6 protein-coding genes are annotated in these 16,657 nt (G+C 59.8%); 5 read left to right on the top strand and 1 reads right to left on the bottom strand.

What is annotated here, in order from left to right:
* Window positions 1–110: 110 nt before the first annotated feature.
* Window positions 111–8,606, top strand: a complete 8,496-nt coding sequence (locus ATU_RS13295; RefSeq protein ID WP_010972524.1) for a GH36-type glycosyl hydrolase domain-containing protein — start codon at window positions 111–113, stop codon at window positions 8,604–8,606.
* A gap of 333 nt (window positions 8,607–8,939) precedes the next feature.
* Window positions 8,940–9,227, top strand: coding sequence for a hypothetical protein (locus ATU_RS13290; protein WP_010972523.1), 288 nt, complete (start codon window positions 8,940–8,942; stop codon window positions 9,225–9,227).
* 93 nt (window positions 9,228–9,320) lie between these two features.
* Here the strand turns inward: ATU_RS13290 and ATU_RS13285 are convergent, their stop codons facing one another.
* Window positions 9,321–11,087 carry a glucan ABC transporter ATP-binding protein/ permease gene (locus tag ATU_RS13285; RefSeq protein ID WP_010972522.1) on the bottom strand — a complete coding sequence of 589 codons (1,767 nt, stop codon included), beginning with the start codon at window positions 11,085–11,087 and terminating at the stop codon, window positions 9,321–9,323.
* A gap of 333 nt (window positions 11,088–11,420) precedes the next feature.
* Between ATU_RS13285 and ATU_RS13280 the strand changes: the two genes are divergently transcribed.
* The 3 genes from ATU_RS13280 to ATU_RS13270 all read left to right on the top strand — a co-directional run bounded on the left by ATU_RS13280 (window position 11,421) and on the right by ATU_RS13270 (window position 16,653).
* Window positions 11,421–12,158 (top strand): helix-turn-helix transcriptional regulator, encoded by a 738-nt coding sequence (locus tag ATU_RS13280; RefSeq protein ID WP_010972521.1) that lies wholly within the window; start codon window positions 11,421–11,423, stop codon window positions 12,156–12,158.
* A 105-nt stretch (window positions 12,159–12,263) separates the two neighbouring features.
* On the top strand, window positions 12,264–15,725 hold the full coding sequence (gene pyc / locus ATU_RS13275; protein WP_010972520.1) for a pyruvate carboxylase: 3,462 nt from the start codon (window positions 12,264–12,266) through the stop codon (window positions 15,723–15,725).
* 127 nt (window positions 15,726–15,852) lie between these two features.
* Window positions 15,853–16,653, top strand: a complete 801-nt coding sequence (locus ATU_RS13270) for a DeoR/GlpR family DNA-binding transcription regulator (RefSeq protein WP_006310903.1) — start codon at window positions 15,853–15,855, stop codon at window positions 16,651–16,653.
* Window positions 16,654–16,657: the final 4 nt, after the last annotated feature.

The following is a 16,657-nucleotide window of genomic DNA, read 5'->3' as shown; positions in this document are numbered from 1 at the left end:
TTCAGGATAAGTCATAAATATAGCGTGGCCCGATTTCGTGCGCGTTCCCGCCGTGAACGAAATGCCGGTCAAGTCGAACAAGTTTCCATACAGTTCAGAATACGAGCCCGATGTCATTTCATATCACCCCGACCGCCGCCGCCCGTGATTCCGAGACGAAGCAGATCGATCACAACGATTCGATCCGTGCGTCCTATATGACGATCGAGGAACTGCATGATGCCGGTGCCGCGCTTTCCCGCGACGGTGCCGACAGTCTTCCCGGCTTCATGGAATTCGATTTCTTCGAGCGTCACCGCGAGAACGAAAAGGAAATCCTGCGGGTTTACCGCACGACGGCCGTCGACGCCGAAAATGGTGCAACGATCACGCCGGCGGCGGAATGGCTGCTCGACAACCACTACGTCATCGAAGAGGCGATTCAGGAAGTACGGCGCGATTTTCCGCGCAAATTCTATCGCCAGCTGCCGACGATGACAGTGGGCGGCGTGACCATTCCGCGCGTCATGGCGCTCGGCTGGCTGTATGTCGCGCATACCCACAGCACGGTTTCGCGTGAGAACATGACGGCGCTGGTGGATGGATACCAGACTTCGCAAACGCTGCAGATCGGCGAATTGTGGGCACTGCCCTCCATCATCCGCTTCGTCCTCATCGAAAATCTTCGCCGTATCTCCATCCGCGTCGAGCGCTCGCGCCGTATGCGCCAGAAGGCGAATGAGGTCGTCGACGAGATCATCCGGCTGAACGATGCCGAAGCGTCGGCCGCACTTCTGAAACAGGTCGATTCGCTGGTCGATGATCCGACCTTTGCGACGCAGTTCCTTTATCGTCTGCGTAACGGTTCGCAGACATCGGGCTTCGCTGTTGCCTGGCTCGAAGAGCGCCTGCATGCCGCCGGCACCGATGCCGAAAACGTCATGATGTCGGAACATAACCGCCTGGCGTCCGGCAATGTGACGATGGGCAACATCGTCAAGAGCCTGCGTGAAATCGACGATACCGAATGGTCGGTGTGGTTCGAGGAAGTCAGCCATATCGACAAGGTCCTGCGCGAGGAAACCGACTACGAGATTCTCGATTTCGGTTCGCGCAATACCTATCGTAACACGATCGAACTTCTGGCCCGCCGCTCACCCAGGACCGAAGTTGAGGTGGCGCGTGCCGCCGTCGAAATGGCGCGGTCCGATCTGCCGGCAGGCGCTGACGAGAACCATCGCGTCAATGTCGGTTCGGTGCTCGTCGGTCAGCGCCGCTTCGAGCTTGAAAAGGCGCTGGGGTATCGGCCGCTCGCATCGCAGCACATCGTCCGCTCGATGCGCAAGTTCAACTGGCTCGCCATCGCCGCGCCGGTGCTTCTCATCACGGCGGTCGCCATGCTCGCGGTCGGCTGGTTCCTCGCAAAGGCGGGCATGCCCTGGTATGTCGTCACTGCCTTCCTGCTGATGTTCGCATTGCCGGCATCCGAAGGCGCGACCGGCCTCTTCAACACGCTCGTCACCTTCTTCGTGAAGCCGTTCCGGCTCGTCGGATACGAATTCAAGAACGGCATCCCTGAGGACGCCCGCACATTGGTCGCCGTGCCCTGCATGCTGACCAGCCGCGACAGCGTCGACGAGATGATGCGCAATATCGAGGTGCATTATCTCGCTAATCCGCATGGAGAGATCTATTTTTCGCTCGTCAGCGACTGGCGCGATGCGCCATACGAGCAGTCCGATGAGGATCTCGAAATCCTCGACTATGCCAAGCGCGAGCTTGCGGCTCTGAACAGCCGTTATGCCTTTGACGGCAAGACACGTTTTTACCTGCTGCATCGCCGCCGTATCTATAATTCGGCCGAAGAGTGCTGGATGGGCTGGGAGCGCAAGCGCGGCAAGTTGCATGAGCTGAACATGCTGTTGCGCGGCGACAAGGATACGACCTTCCTCGGCGGGGCGAATATCGTGCCGGCCGATGTCAAATATGTCATGACCCTTGATGCCGATACGCGCCTGATGCGCGACGCGGTGACCAAGCTCGTCGGCAAAATGCACCACCCGATTAACCGCCCCAAGATCGACCCGGTTTCCGGTCGTGTCGTGGAAGGTTACGGCCTGTTGCAGCCGCGTGTTACACCTTCGCTGACAACAGGCAAGGACGCTTCCGTCTTCCAACGCGTCTTTTCGATCAATCGCGGTATCGATCCTTATGTCTTCACCGTTTCCGACGTCTACCAGGATTTGACCTCCGAAGGTACCTTCACGGGTAAGGGTCTTTATGACGTGGATGCCTTCGAAGCGGCGCTGAAGGGCCGGATCGAAGAAAACTCCATCCTCAGCCACGATCTGCTCGAAGGCTCCTTCGCGCGTTGCGCGCTGGTGACCGATGTGGAACTGGTCGAGGATTTCCCGACCCGCTACGAGGTGGAAGTCTCGCGCCAGCATCGCTGGGCGCGTGGTGACTGGCAGTTGCTCCCCTTCATCATTGACCGTGCCCGTGGCGTTACCGCCATCGGCCGCTGGAAGATGGTCGACAATCTGCGTCGCTCGCTGACGCCGATCGCCTGGTTCTTCGCCTCGATCCTCGGCTGGTATTTCATGGATCCGCTCGGCGCGCTGATCTGGCAGATCCTGCTGATCTTCTCGCTGTTTGTCGCACCCACGCTCTCGTTGCTCTCCGGCCTTGTGCCGCGCTCCACCGACATCGTACCGCAGGCGCATTTCCACACCATCTGGTCGGAAATCCGCGCCACCAATGCGCAGGTTGCGTTGCGTATCGTCTTCATTGCCGATGCCGCCTGCATGATGACGGATGCGATTGTGCGTTCGCTTTATCGCCTGCTCGTCAGCCACAAGCTGATGCTGGAATGGCGCACGGCCGCCAGCATGCAGTCCAGCGCACAGGGCAGCATCGTCGATTATTATCGCCAGATGTGGCATGCGCCTGTCGTGGCCATGCTCGGCCTGCTGTTTGCAGCGCTGCCGGGCGACAATGCCTTCCTGATTGGCATTCCCTTTACGCTGCTCTGGGTTCTGTCTCCGGCCGTTGCCTGGTATGTCAGCCAGTCGGCGGAAACCGAAGACCGGCTGTTCGTTTCCGAACACGTTTCCTTCGAACTGCGCAAGATCGCCCGCCGCACCTGGCGTTATTACGAGGCTTTCGTCACGCCGCAGGAAAACCACCTGCCGCCGGACAATTTCCAGGAAACGCCGGAGCCGATCGTTGCTTCGCGCACCTCGCCCACCAATATCGGCGTCTATCTGCTCTCCGTCATCTCGGCGCGCCAGTTCGGCTGGATCAGCTTTGCCGATACGCTGGAGCGGATCGAAAACACGATCCAGACCGTCGAAAAGATGGAGAAGCATCGTGGCCATCTCTACAACTGGTATCACACCGACACTTTGCAGACGCTTGGACCGCGTTATGTTTCGGCCGTGGACAGCGGCAACCTCGCCGGCCACCTGATTGCGGTTTCGTCCGCCTGCCGTGACTGGGCGGAAGCGCCGTCAGCCCATCTTCAGGGCAATCTGGATGGTATCGGTGATGTCGCCGGTATTCTGCGCGAAACGCTGAAAGCCCTGCCTGATAACCGCAAGACCCTGCGTCCGCTGCATCGCCGTCTCGAAGAGCGCATCATCGGCTTTTCCAATGCGCTGGCCTCCGTCAAGCGCGAGCATGAATTCGCCTCGATCCGCGTCATCAATCTTGCGGTGCTGGCACGCGATATCCAGAAGCTCGCAACCAATGTCGATCATGAGGTGAAGTCCGCGCAGAGCGCGGAAGTGACCCGCTGGGCGCAATTGCTGGTGGAATCCTGCGAGGCGCATATCTCCGACAGCGCCATCGACCTCACCAATATGGAACCGCTGCGCCAGCGTCTGGCATCGCTGCGTGACCGCAGCCGCAATCTCGCCTTCTCGATGGACTTCACGTTCCTTTACCGCAAGGATCGTCGTCTTCTGTCGATCGGCTATCGCGTCGAAAGCAAGGAGCTGGACGAGGCCTGCTATGACCTTCTGGCCTCCGAATGCCGCCTGACCAGTCTGTTTGCCATCGCCAAGGGCGATCTACCGACCGAGCACTGGTACCGTCTCGGCCGCCAGGTCGTGCCGATCGGTGCGCAGGGTGCCTTGGTCTCCTGGTCGGGCTCGATGTTCGAATATCTGATGCCGCCGCTGGTCATGCAGGAGCGTCAGGGCGGCATCCTCAATCAGACCAACAATTTGATCGTCAAGGAACAGATGAACCACGGCCGCCGTCTCGGCACGCCTTGGGGCATTTCCGAAGCGGCATTCAACGCCCGCGATCACAACATGAACTACCAGTACACCAACTTCGGCGTACCGACGCTTGGCCTCAAGCGCGGCCTCGGCCAGAATGCGGTGATCGCGCCTTACGCCTCGATCCTCGCCAGCCAGTATGACCCTGACGGTGCATTGGAAAACCTCGACAAGCTGCGCAAGCTTGGCGCGCTTGGCCAGTATGGTTTCCACGATGCGGTGGACTTCACGCCGACACGCGTGCCTGACGGCAAGGTCTGCGCGGTGGTTTACAACTATTATGCCCACCACCATGGCATGTCGATTGCGGCCGTCGCCAACGTTGCCTTTGATGGCGTGTTACGCGAACTCTTCCACTCAGATCCGGTGATCGAGGCGGCCGAGCTGCTGCTGCAGGAAAAGGCACCGCGCGAAGTGCCGGTCATGAGCGCCAAATACGAGCCGGAAACCCCCGGCAAGGAACAGGCCGACCTCTTGCGTGCGGAAGTGCGCTCCATTGCCGATCCGGCGGTGCGCGACCGCGAAGTGGTGTTCCTCTCGAACGGACATTATTCGACCATGCTCACCTCGACGGGTGCCGGTTATTCGAAGTGGAACGGACAGGCGATTTCCCGCTGGAAGGCGGATCCGACCGACGATCGGTGGGGTACCTTCATCTTCCTGCGCGACACCACCAATGGACAATGGTGGAGTGCGACGGCGGAGCCGCGTGTCATCGAGGGTGAAAAGACCAAGACGATCTTCACCGACGACAAGGCCGAGTTCCACAAGACTATCGGTGATCTGCAGAGCGTGGTCGAGTGTATCGTCGCCACCGAGCATGACGCCGAAGGCCGCCGTATCACCCTGCTGAACGTCGGTTCCGAGGATCGCTACATCGAAGTGACCTCCTATATGGAGCCGGTCATCGCGTCTGAGGATGATGACAACGCTCATCCCCTCTTCTCACGCATGTTCGTGCAGACGGAAATCGGCCGCCGCGGTGACGTCATCCGCGCCTGGCGCAACCGCCGCAGCCAGAACGAGCCCGGCACCGTCATCGCGCATCTGGCCGCCGACAATGCCGGCCCGTCGCGCCCGACTGAGTTCGAAACGGATCGCGCCAAGTTCATTGGTCGCGGACGCTCGTTGCGCGAAGCGGCGGCATTCGATGCCGGTGCGACGCTCTCCAGCTCCGACGGTTTCACGCTGGATCCGATCCTGTCGCTGCGGCGCACCGTGCGCGTGCCGGCGGGCAAGAAGGTGAGTGTAATCTTCTGGACGATCGCCGCGCCGAGCCGCGAGGAAGTCGACAAGGCGATCGACCGTTACCGTCATCCGGATGCTTTCGCCCATGAACTCGTGCATGCCTGGACGCGCACGCAGGTGCAGATGCGCCATGTGGGCGTCACCTCGCAGCAGGCAGCCGCTTTCCAGCATCTCGGTCGTTATCTGACCTATCCCGACATGCATCTGCGTGCGGATTCGGAAACGCTGAAAACGGGCCTCGCCTCGCAGCGCGCTTTGTGGCCGCTTGCTATTTCGGGCGATTTCCCGATCTTCAGCCTGCGCATCAATGACGACATGGACATGGATATCGCCCGTGAGGCGCTGAGCGCCCACGAATATCTGCGTTCGCGCGGCGTGATCTTCGATCTCGTCATCGTCAACGAACGGGCTGCATCTTATGCACAGGACATGCAGCATGCGCTCGATCATATTTCCGAGACGCAACGTCGCATCAATCCTGCCGATGGCGGTCGCCCACACGTCTTCTCCGTGCGGCGAGATTTGATGGATGAAGAGACATGGAGTGCGCTTCTCGCCGCTTCCCGCGTCGTCCTGCATGTGCGCAACGGCAAGATTGTCGATCAGATCAACCGCGCGGTCTCGCTGTTTGCGGCCAATCGCGGTCCTGACGGCTCCTCTGATGCTGCGCAGGCCCGTCTGCCCGTGCCGGCCTTCCCGGTTGCGGAACCGGTAGAGGATGCGGGCGATCTCGATTTCTGGAACGGTTTCGGCGGCTTCGCCAAGAACGGCCAGGAATATGTGGTGCGCCTGAATGGCGGGCAGTCTACGCCGCATCCATGGATCAACGTTATCTCGAATGAGAATTTCGGCTTCCATATTTCGGCCGAAGGTGCCGGTTTCAGCTGGAGCCGCAATTCACGCGACTACCAGTTGACACCCTGGACCAATGACCCGGTCATCAACCGGCCGGGCGAGGCCTTCTATGTCGCCGATGTGGAAACAGGAAAGCTCTATACGCCCTGTGCCGCGCTGTCGCGCGATCCCGAAGCCATGTTCGAAACCCGTCATGGTCTCGGTTATTCGATCCTGACCGGCGTGGCGGATACGCTCGAAGTCGAGCTGACGCAGACCGTTGACCGTGAAAAACCGGTCAAGTTCTCGCAGGTCATCGTCCGCAACAAGGGTTCGAAAAGTCGCCGTCTGAAGGTCTATGCCTATGTGGAGTGGGTGCTTGGCAATAACGGCCAGAAATCCGCGCCGTTCATCCTGAGCCGGCATGATGCTGGCAGCAACGCGATCTTCGCCTCGAACCCCTACAGCATCGACTATAGCGCCCGCACCTCGTTCCTGACTCTCGATAGCGAGGCAAGCGGCTTTACCACCAGCCGCCGGGAATTCATCGGCCGCTTCGGTTCGGCGCAGGCCCCGCAGGGCATCGTTGCCGGTGCGGCGCTGAGCGGCACCACCGAGGTCGATGGTGATCCCTGTGCCGCACTGATGCAGGAAATCCACCTGAAGCCGGGCGAAGAACGGCACATGACCTTCATTCTCGGCGATGCCGACAATGCGGAAGAGGCTGAGGCGCTGGTGAAAGATGTTCGCCAGGCGGACTTCCTGTCTGTTCTGGAAGAAAGCAAGAAATTCTGGACGGGCTTTACCGGCCAGTTGCAGGTCTCCACGCCCGATGCCGGCTTCAACCACATGGTCAATAACTGGCTGCCCTATCAGGCGCTGGCCTGCCGCATTCTGGCGCGCACCGCCTTTTACCAGTCGAGCGGCGCCTTCGGCTTCCGTGATCAGTTGCAGGACACGCTGGCTTTCCTGCTCTATCAGCCGGATCTCGCCCGCACGCAGATCCTGCGCGCGGCAGGCCGCCAGTTCCCGGAAGGCGATGTGCAGCACTGGTGGTTGCCACTGACGGGTGCCGGTGTCCGCACGACCATCTCCGATGACGTGGTCTGGCTCGCTTATGCGATCAACCAATATGTGTCGGCCACGGGCGATGCCGCCATCCTCGATGAAAGCATTCCTTTCCTCAAAGGGCCGGCATTGATGCCAGGTCAGCACGATGCTTTCTTCCAGCCGGAAACGAGTGAGAGATCTGCCACGCTTTACGAACATGCGGCGCTGGCGCTCGATCTTGCTATCCATCGCACCGGGGAGAACGGTCTGCCGCTGATTCTCGGCGGCGACTGGAACGACGGCATGAACCGTGTCGGCGTTGGCGGCAAGGGCACGAGCGTCTGGCTCGGCTGGTTCCTGGCCGGTGCGCTTCGTGATTTCATCGAGATCGCCGAGAAGCGCGGCGATACCGACCGGGTCGGGAAATGGGCCTCGCACCGGGAAAAGCTGCGCCATGTTCTCGAAACAGCCGGCTGGGATGGCAGCTATTACCGTCGCGGTTATTTCGATGACGGCACGCCGCTTGGTTCGGCCAGCAGCGAGGAATGCCAGATCGATTCGCTCGGCCAGAGCTGGAGCGTTCTCTCCGGCGAGGGCGAGGAAGGCCGGTCACGCCAGGCGATGGATGCCGTCATGGAGCATCTGGTCGATGAAAAGACCGGTATCATCCGGCTGTTCACACCGCCCTTCTCGCGTGCGTCGCACGATCCGGGTTACATCAAGGGATATCCGCCGGGTGTGCGGGAAAACGGCGGACAATATACCCATGCGGCGACCTGGGTGGTTCTTGCGCTTGCCAAGCAGGGCCGCGCGCAGGAGGCGTGGAACTGCTTCAAGCTGCTCAACCCGGTCAACCATGCGCTGGATGCGGCATCGTCGGAAACCTATCGGGTCGAACCCTATGTGGTGACCGCCGATGTTTACGGTGAAGGCGCCTATGCCGGCCGTGGCGGGTGGAGCTGGTACACTGGTTCTGCCGGTTGGCTCTATCGTGCCGCTGTCGAGGGTATTCTCGGCATCACCCGTACCGACGGCAAGCTTCATGTTTCGCCGTCGCTTCCGGAAGACTGGAGCGGTTTCTCGATCAGAATTACGCTCGACGGCAAGGCAAGAGACATCGCCGTCAGCCGGAAGGCTGGCACGGCGGACGTCTCCGTGTCCGTCGATGGTAAGGATCTGGCGGCCGGTGATGGGGTTATACCCTTCGACTGAGACGACATGTCTCTGTCCGCCTTTAGACACAGGCTCCTGCGGTGACGCAGGGGCCTGAATTTTTTGTGGGTGGCCTTTGCCTCTGTTTCGGCATTTTAACCGGACCCATAGGCTCGCTGCAGCCGCTTTCGAAGGCATTGGCTGAAAAGCAGCGGCAATAAGACCGGCGTCCACGAGAGGCATGATCAATGGTGCCGGATTGTCAGGTCACGATCGTCAATCACGTCGGGCAGAGACAGCGGTCGCAAGCATGCCAAGCCCTAAAGATGTTCCACGACAGGAAGCCGGCATGTATGGTCCTTTTTAGAAAACGACCGTAACACTGGAGTCCCCATGGGTCTCTCGATGACATCGGTGGGTCAGGGAGGAGGAGCTTTGCAGTTCAGCGCGTCTTTCACAGAAACCGCCCTGTTGGCGTCGCTCGCCATTCTTTCCCTGGCGTTGTCGTGCTGGTTGGCACGCTATCCTCGCAAAACGAGCGTTGGAATCATGCTCGGCGTGCTTCTCGGAATTTTTGTATTCAACGTCGCAGCAGGTTTTGTTGCCTTCCTGGGAAATGTTCTTCCCTTCGGGCAGATAGATTTTTGGCTATCAAACTTTTTGACCGGAATTTTCCGATAGGCAATTCCTGGCTCACCCGGTCCCCGGAAAGCGGGCAAAGAAAAAGGGCGGACAATGCTGCCCGCCCTTATCTTTGTTGCCTCGGCCAAGGCCTCAGGAGGCTATGGCCTTCGGTCGCGGCTGCTGACCTTCGTCTTCCGTCAGCAGGCCGCTGGTGCGCAGCAGCGAGGTGAAGCGGCCGCCGCGCTGGGTCAGCTCATCGAAAGTGCCCTTCTCGATGATCCGGCCCTGATCGAGGAACAGGACGAGATCGGCATCGCGGACCGTGGAAAGGCGGTGAGCGATGATGAAGGTCGTCCGGTTCTTTCGCAGCGCGTCCACGGCGGCCTTCACGCGGGCCTCGGTTTCCACGTCCAGTGCACTGGTCGCCTCGTCGAGAACCAGAATAGGCGCGTTCTTCAGGATCGCACGGGCAATGGCGATACGCTGGCGCTCGCCGCCGGAAAGGCGGTTACCGCGCTCGCCCACCTGCGTCAGGTAGCCGTTGATGCGGCTGTCGATGAAATCCGTTGCCGCTGCCGCTGCTGCTGCTTCCACCACTTCCGCATCGGTGGCCGTTTCTCGGCCGAGGCGGATGTTTTCGCGGATGGAGCGGTTCAGCAGGCCGGCATCCTGGAACACGGTCGCGATGGAGTTGCGTAGCGAGTTTTTCGTCACCGTCGAAATATCGGTGCCGTCGATCAGAATCTGGCCGGAATCAGGGTCGTAGACACGTTGCAGAAGGTTGATCAGCGTGGTCTTACCGGCACCGGTCGGTCCGACGATCGCAACGGTCTCGCCGGCCTTGGCCGTAAACGAGACGTCGTGAACGCCCTGCTTGGTGTTGGCGAAACCGAAATTGATGTTGCGGAACTCCACGGTGCCCGAGACATTCGAGAGCTCGCGGGCATCGCCGGGCTCTTCCCGTTCCTTGACGGCATCCTCCAGCACGAAGAAGTCCTCGAGCTTGGCGCGGGCTTCGAAAATCTGCGTCACGAATTGGCGCATCTGGTCCAGACGGCCGATCAGGAGATTGGCGAAACCGATGAAGGCGATGACATCTCCTACGCGCAATTCGCCGTTCTTGACGAGCACAGTGCCGATGACGAGGATAATCATCATCGAAACGGTGGAGGCCGTCCGGTTCAGCGCACTGGCGAAGGCCCACCAGTCGAGCACCGGATATTGCGCGCTCAGCAGCTTTTCGGTGAAGGATTTCAGCGCCTTCGTTTCAGCCTCGATGCGGTTGTAGCTGTGCAGCACCGACACGTTGCTGATGGAATCGCTGACATGGGCAAAAACGCTGTGATAATGCTCCTCGACTGAGGCCTGGCCGTCCTTGGTGCGGCCCATCACCCACTTGCCGATGAACCAGTAGACAATGCCGAGGCCGATCAGAACGAAGCTAAGACGGAGGTCCATGGCCATGGCGGTCGGGATGAGCAGCACCAGCGCCACGAAGGTGGCGAGATGCGTGCGCATGAATTCCAGCCACAGGCCGAACAGCGTTTCGCTGGCGCGCAGCAGCGTGTGCAGCGCATTGGACGTGCCGCGCAGATGATGCCAGGAGAGCGGCATCGAAATGATGCGCCCGAAAGCTTCCGTCAGCAGCGTTGCGCGCCGACCATGGGCCAGACGGTCTGCCTCGCGGGCGACCGCGACATAAGCGACGGTATTAAAGACGCCGAAACCCGCCCACAGAATAAGAATGGGCGTAACATTGGTGCCGGAGGAAATGGCGTCAATGATACGGCCGAACAGCACGGGTTCGGCGATGGTGATCGCTGCAAGAATGACGTTGGCGATGACGACAACGGCCACACGCCATTTATGAACGGTCAGATAGCGCAGAGCGCGTGTGTAAACCTGAAACAAGGTCAAATTTTCAATCCAGTCCGAGCGTCTTTTCAAGCGGTTGATTGTTCGGCCTCAACGCAATGCCACTTTAGCAAGGTTGCATGAGACGGCGAAATTTGTGTAATTATCGCTCTTTCTGTCTGAATGGCGGCTTAACAAATTGGCCCCCCGTGCGACCGAAAACTGAACCCGATGTTTCCCGGGTGCCTGCCATCACAAGATTTCGCATCTTCGTTTCAGGGATTGCTAACGACGATATGTTCAATCTGAACCGACCGGCGCCCGAGTAACATGACGTCATCGCGGGACCTTGTCCTCGTGTCATCCCTTCAAGCCAAGCCCGGACCCCGTGTCTTTATGCATGATATTCTTCAATTCATCTCTGCGTGTTCTCAGGCAGGAAGCGCCGACCGCGTTCGCTCCGAATTTGCCAAGCTCATTCGCGAATATGGCTTCGAGTATTTTCTCGTCAGCAGACGCATGACCGGGGAACTTGCCTCTGCCGGCCAGATTCTCGCAGAGCATCTTCCTGACGGCTGGCTGGAGGTATACAGGGCCAAGAAATACAATCTCGTTGATCCCGTCCGCAAGGTGATCGGCATGGTGCACAAGCCGTTTCAGTGGAAAGAAGCGCTTGAGGGCCTGCCGCGTGCGATGCATCGCAAAAGGGCAAGCGTGTTTTTTCACGATGCCGGGCGATACGGCCTGCAGGGCGGTTATGCCTTTCCCGTGCATGGTCGCGCGGGATTTATCGGTGCGGTCTTCATTGGTGGCCCAGATCGGCAATTGCCCTCCCTGCACGTCGAACTCCTCGATGCGGCCACCCGCGCCGTCTTCTGGCGGCTGCTCGATCTTTCCGGGCAGGCCCATGGCTTCAGCAACGCCCCTGACGTTTCCGCCCTCGAACTCACGCGACGCGAAATGGAGGTGCTGGCGCTGATGGCGGATGGCATGACCTCCACCGAAATCGGACGCCAGCTATCGATCTCCAACCACACGGTCGACTGGTACATTAACGGAATCCAGCGACGTTTCAGCGCCAAGAACCGGCAGCACACCGTAGCGCTTGCTTTTCGCCACGGCCTGTTGAGCTAGCGCAAACAGGACAGTTCTCGCCGGAATTGCCCTTTCCAAGACTTGGTTTTGCTGCTTTATTCCGCAGTGCAGCAGAATTCTGTTTTGGCGTGTGGGGAGACCGTCTTGAAGATATCGAAAATACTTGTTGCCAACCGATCCGAAATTGCGATCCGCGTTTTCCGGGCAGCGAACGAGCTTGGGATCAAAACCGTTGCGATTTGGGCGGAAGAGGACAAGCTGTCTTTGCACCGCTTCAAGGCGGATGAATCCTATCAGGTCGGCAGGGGTCCGCATCTCGCCAAGGATATGGGACCGATCGAGAGTTATCTTTCGATCGAGGAGGTTATCCGCGTGGCCAAGCTCTCCGGAGCGGATGCGATCCATCCCGGTTATGGTCTTCTGTCCGAAAGCCCTGAGTTCGTGGAGGCCTGCAACAAGGCCGGCATCACCTTCATCGGGCCGACACCGGACACGATGCGCCAGCTCGGCAACAAGGTCGCCGCCCGCAATCTGGCGATTTCGGTTGATGTCCCCGTTGTTCCCGCCACCAATCCTCTGCCTGACGATATCGCGGAAGTGGAGCGTATGGCCGAGGAAATCGGTTATCCCGTCATGCTCAAGGCCTCCTGGGGCGGCGGTGGCCGCGGCATGCGCGCCATTCGCAAAAAGGAAGATCTCGCCCGTGAGGTGACGGAAGCCAAGCGCGAGGCGAAGGCCGCCTTCGGCAAGGACGAGGTTTATCTGGAAAAGCTCGTCGAGCGCGCCCGCCATGTCGAGAGCCAGATTCTCGGCGATACGCATGGCAATGTCGTGCATCTGTTCGAGCGGGATTGTTCGATCCAGAGACGCAATCAAAAGGTCGTCGAGCGCGCGCCAGCACCGTATCTGTCCGAAGCGCAGCGCCAGGAACTGGCCGCCTATTCCCTGAAGATCGCAGCCGCGACCAACTACATCGGCGCCGGCACTGTCGAATATCTGATGGATGCCGATACCGGCAAATTCTACTTCATCGAGGTCAATCCGCGTATCCAGGTGGAGCATACCGTTACCGAAGTCGTGACCGGCATCGATATCGTCAAGGCGCAGATCCATATTCTCGAAGGAGCGGCCATCGGCACGGCGGAATCCGGCGTGCCCAAGCAGGAAGATATCCGCCTCAACGGCCATGCGCTGCAGTGCCGCATCACGACGGAAGACCCGGAACACAATTTCATTCCGGACTATGGCCGTATTACCGCCTATCGCTCGGCTTCCGGTTTCGGCATCCGTCTGGATGGGGGCACGTCCTATACCGGCGCCGTCATCACCCGTTATTACGATCCGCTGCTCGTCAAGGTCACGGCCTGGGCGCCGGAGCCGGATGAAGCGATCAGCCGCATGGATCGCGCGTTGCGCGAATTTCGTATCCGCGGCGTTGCGACCAACCTGACCTTCCTCGAAGCCATCATCGGTCACGACAGTTTCCGCAACAACACCTATACGACGCGCTTCATCGATTCGACGCCGGAGTTGTTCGCGCAGGTCAAGCGTCAGGACCGCGCCACCAAGCTTCTGACCTATCTGGCCGATGTGACCGTCAATGGTCACCCAGAAACCAAGGGTCGTGCGAAGCCTGCGGACAAGGCGGCAAAGCCCATCGTGCCCTATATCGATGCGCCGACGCCTGACGGCACCAAGCAATTGCTGGACAAGCTTGGCCCTAAGGGCTTTGCGGACTGGATGCGCAACGAAAAGCGCGTGCTGGTCACGGATACGACCATGCGCGACGGACACCAGTCGCTGCTGGCCACCCGCGTCCGTACCCATGATATCGCCCGCGTTGCCAGCGTTTATTCCAAGGCGCTTCCGCAGCTTCTGTCGCTGGAATGCTGGGGCGGTGCGACCTTCGACGTCTCAATGCGCTTCCTGACCGAAGACCCGTGGGAGCGCCTGTCACTCATTCGCGAAGGTGCGCCGAACCTGCTGTTGCAGATGCTTCTGCGTGGTGCCAACGGCGTCGGTTACAAGAACTATCCCGATAATGTCGTGAAGTATTTCGTCCGTCAGGCGGCAAGGGGCGGCGTCGATCTTTTTCGCGTCTTCGACTGCCTGAACTGGGTGGAGAATATGCGGGTGTCGATGGATGCGATTGCCGAGGAGAACAAGCTCTGCGAGGCAACCATCTGCTACACCGGCGATCTCTTGAATTCGGCACGTCCGAAATATGATCTCAAATATTATACCAACCTCGCGGTCGAGCTGGAAAAGGCCGGCGCCCATATCATCGCCGTCAAGGATATGGCGGGCCTGCTGAAACCGGCCGCCGCCAAGGTTCTGTTCAAGGCGTTGCGCGAGGCGACCGGTCTGCCGATCCACTTCCACACCCATGATACGTCGGGCATTTCCGCCGCGACCGTTCTTGCGGCCGTGGATGCCGGCGTCGACGCCGTCGATGCCGCGATGGATGCCTTCTCCGGCAATACGTCGCAGCCCTGCCTCGGCTCGATCGTGGAGGCGCTCTCCGGATCGGAACGCGATACGGGTCTCGATACCGAATGGATTCGCCGCATTTCCTTCTATTGGGAAGCCGTGCGCAATCAATATGCGGCGTTCGAGAGTGACCTCAAAGGGCCTGCCTCGGAAGTCTATCTGCATGAAATGCCGGGTGGCCAGTTCACCAACCTCAAGGAACAGGCACGTTCGCTGGGTCTCGAAAGCCGCTGGCACGAGGTGGCGCAGGCCTATGCCGATGCCAACAGGATGTTCGGCGATATCGTCAAGGTGACGCCGTCCTCCAAGGTAGTCGGCGACATGGCGCTGATGATGGTGAGCCAGGACCTGACGGTGGCCGATGTCGAAAACCCTGACCGTGAAGTGTCCTTCCCGGACTCGGTGGTATCGATGCTGAAGGGCGATCTCGGTCAATCGCCGGGCGGCTGGCCGGAAGCGCTGCAGAAGAAGGCGCTGAAGGGTGAAAAGCCTTACACGGTTCGTCCGGGTTCGCTTCTGGAAGATGCCGATCTCGATGCCGAACGGAAGGTGATCGAGACCAAGCTGGAGCGCAAGGTCGATGACTTCGAGTTTGCCTCCTATCTGATGTATCCGAAGGTGTTCACCGATTTCGCGCTGACCGCCGAGACATACGGCCCGGTCTCCGTGCTGCCCACCCATGCCTATTTCTATGGCATGGAGGATGGCGAAGAGCTGTTTGCGGATATCGAGCGCGGCAAGACGCTTGTCATCGTCAATCAGGCTTCGTCCGGCATTGACGATAAGGGCATGGTGACGGTGTTCTTCGAGATCAACGGCCAGCCGCGCCGCATCAAGGTGCCGGATCGCGCCCATGGCGCTTCCGGCTCTGCGGTGCGCCGCAAGGCAGAACCCGGCAATGCGTCCCATATCGGCGCGCCGATGCCTGGTGTCATCAGCCGCGTCTTCATCAACCAGGGTCAGGAGGTCAAGGCCGGCGACGTGCTGCTCTCGATCGAGGCCATGAAGATGGAAACGGCGCTGCATGCCGAACGCGACGGCAAGATCGCTGAAGTTCTGGTGAAGCCCGGTGACCAGATCGACGCCAAGGATTTGTTGATCTCTTACGCCGAATAACGGCGTAGCTCATCAGCAATAGAGTTACAGATGCCCGCCTTCCCGGCGGGCGTTTTTTATTGCGCTCCGGCGGAAACTTGATTATGCATGTTTGTGCACGTTTATTCTTGTTTACGCATGAGTCCCGATGAGTGATCATTTTGTCAGTGAGCGGCAGGCGCTCATCCTAGCGCAGTTGCGGCAAAGTGGCCGTGTGCTGGCGCAGGATCTGGCCCAGAATTTCGGCGTTTCCGAAGACACGGTGCGCCGCGACCTGCGCGAGATGGCAGCGCGGGGGGAATGCCTTCGCGTTTATGGCGGAGCGCTGCTTTCCGACAGCACGACAGTACCGCTCAAAACCCGGATTACCGAGGATGCTGACCGCAAGGCCACGCTGGCGCGTGCCGTCGTTCCGCTCATTGAACCGGGCATGGTGGTTTTCATCGATGCCGGATCGACCAATCTTGCCATTGCACGAGCGATACCGGCCGGGCTCAATCTGACCGTGGTGACGAATACGCCCGCCATAGCCGCCGATCTGACGGGGCGTGCCGATATCGATCTGGTGCTGATTGGCGGCAAGGTCGATCCTGCCGTGGGTGCGGCGATCGATGCGATGGCGCTTCGGCAGCTTGAACTGATGCGGCCCGATCTGTGCGTGCTCGGTGTTTGCGGCGTTGCGGCCGAGACGGGCCTTTCGGCGGATGTTTTCGAGGATGCGGTGTTCAAGCGGCTTGCCTGCAGTGCCAGCCAGCGGGTCATCGCCGCCATCACCACGGAAAAGCTCGGCCATAAGGCTGCTTTCCACGTCCATGATTTTTCCCCACCGCTTTGCCTCGTGCTGGAACGGGATGCCGACCGTGCATTGGTCGAGTCGCTTTCGGCACAAGGCGTAGACGTTTATTGCGGCGAAGATGACGCTGCCCCGTTTTCTCATGGTCAAGTCTGAAGGA

Origin of the sequence: Agrobacterium fabrum str. C58, from assembly GCF_000092025.1 — a bacterium.
GTDB lineage: Bacteria > Pseudomonadota > Alphaproteobacteria > Rhizobiales > Rhizobiaceae > Agrobacterium > Agrobacterium fabrum.
The sequence above is the reverse complement of the archived record's forward strand: the minus strand, read 5'-3'. Positions and strand labels throughout refer to the sequence as shown.